We start from the raw sequence: 1,275 nt of genomic DNA, 5'->3' as shown, positions 1-1,275 counted from the left end.
GTCCTTCATGGCTCACCATTTTGTTATTAAGGTAATTTAATAACAACAGACATGCGGATGTGGCGGAACTGGCAGACGCGCTAGAATCAGGCTCTAGTGCCCTTTACCGGGCGTGGGGGTTCGACTCCCTTCATCCGCACCATGTCTAGCGGAAGTAGTTCAGTGGTAGAACGCCACCTTGCCAAGGTGGAGGTCGCGGGTTCGACCCCCGTCTTCCGCTCCATTTTTTTGAACAAAACCAGATACGCGCCCGTAGCTCAATTGGATAGAGCGTCTGACTACGGATCAGAAGGTTGTGGATTCGACTTCTGCCGGGCGCGCCATATTTGTTTTATTGTATCCATACATAGAAACAAATATATGTTCGGGAAGTAGCTCAGCTTGGTAGAGCACTTGGTTTGGGACCAAGGGGTCGCAGGTTCGAATCCTGTCTTCCCGACCAGTTATCATGGGGCCTTAGCTCAGCTGGGAGAGCGCCTGCCTTGCACGCAGGAGGTCAGCGGTTCGATCCCGCTAGGCTCCACCAACTATCATAAAGATCCTGGCGGCGTAGCTCAGCTGGCTAGAGCGTACGGTTCATACCCGTAAGGTCGGGGGTTCGATCCCCTCTGCCGCCATCTCTTTAAAGGACCTTTAGCTCAGTTGGTTAGAGCAGACGGCTCATAACCGTCCGGTCGCAGGTTCGAGTCCTGCAAGGTCCACCATTTAATTATTATCCTGGAGGAATACCCAAGTCTGGCTGAAGGGATCGGTCTTGAAAACCGACAGGGGAGTCAAATCCCGCGGGGGTTCGAATCCCTCTTCCTCCTCCATTTTTTAAAATGAGTGGACTCACTTTTTTACTTTCTCGTACGTAAGTGACGCATCAAAAGAACCTTTCGTAAGTAAGGGTGGAGCGAATCGCTGTACGAAGACAGCGATTAACACCGAGTCGGTGGAACCGGCGCAGGTGTCTATCACTGCAATGCTGAATGCGTAGATGAAACAAAGTATCACTACTATTAATGTCGCGGGGTGGAGCAAATCGCTGTACGAAGACAGCGATTAACACGAGTCGGTGAAACCGACGCAGGTGTCTACTCCACTGCAATGCTGAAAGCGTAGATGAACCAAATTTCTACTGCATAATATTATCGCGGGGTGGAGCAGTCCGGTAGCTCGTTGGGCTCATAACCCAAAGGTCGCGGGTTCAAATCCTGCCCCCGCAACCAATCCCGGTCCTGTGGTGTAGCGGTTAACATGCCTGCCTGTCACGCAGGAGATCGCGGGTTCGAT

The 1,275-nt window shown here is 51.9% G+C and carries 9 tRNA genes; all 9 read left to right on the top strand.

Going from position 1 to position 1,275, the window contains the following annotated elements:
* Positions 1 to 53: 53 nt before the first annotated feature.
* The 9 genes from CCE92_RS13305 to CCE92_RS13265 all read left to right on the top strand — a co-directional run bounded on the left by CCE92_RS13305 (position 54) and on the right by CCE92_RS13265 (position 1,211).
* Positions 54 to 142, top strand: a tRNA-Leu gene (locus CCE92_RS13305).
* A gap of 6 nt (positions 143 to 148) precedes the next feature.
* Positions 149 to 223: transfer RNA gene (locus tag CCE92_RS13300), tRNA-Gly, on the top strand.
* A 23-nt stretch (positions 224 to 246) separates the two neighbouring features.
* Positions 247 to 323, top strand: a tRNA-Arg gene (locus CCE92_RS13295).
* Between the two features lie 42 nt (positions 324 to 365).
* Positions 366 to 442 (top strand) — tRNA-Pro (locus CCE92_RS13290).
* A gap of 8 nt (positions 443 to 450) precedes the next feature.
* Positions 451 to 526: transfer RNA gene (locus CCE92_RS13285), tRNA-Ala, on the top strand.
* Positions 527 to 543: 17 nt separating this feature from the next.
* A tRNA-Met gene (locus CCE92_RS13280) sits at positions 544 to 617 on the top strand.
* Between the two features lie 10 nt (positions 618 to 627).
* Positions 628 to 704, top strand: a tRNA-Ile gene (locus CCE92_RS13275).
* 15 nt (positions 705 to 719) lie between these two features.
* Positions 720 to 812 (top strand) — tRNA-Ser (locus CCE92_RS13270).
* A gap of 322 nt (positions 813 to 1,134) precedes the next feature.
* Positions 1,135 to 1,211, top strand: a tRNA-Met gene (locus CCE92_RS13265).
* Positions 1,212 to 1,275: the final 64 nt, after the last annotated feature.

The sequence above is a fragment of the Indiicoccus explosivorum genome (assembly GCF_002167005.1).
GTDB lineage: Bacteria > Bacillota > Bacilli > Bacillales_A > Planococcaceae > Indiicoccus > Indiicoccus explosivorum.
The sequence above is the reverse complement of the archived record's forward strand: the minus strand, read 5'-3'. Positions and strand labels throughout refer to the sequence as shown.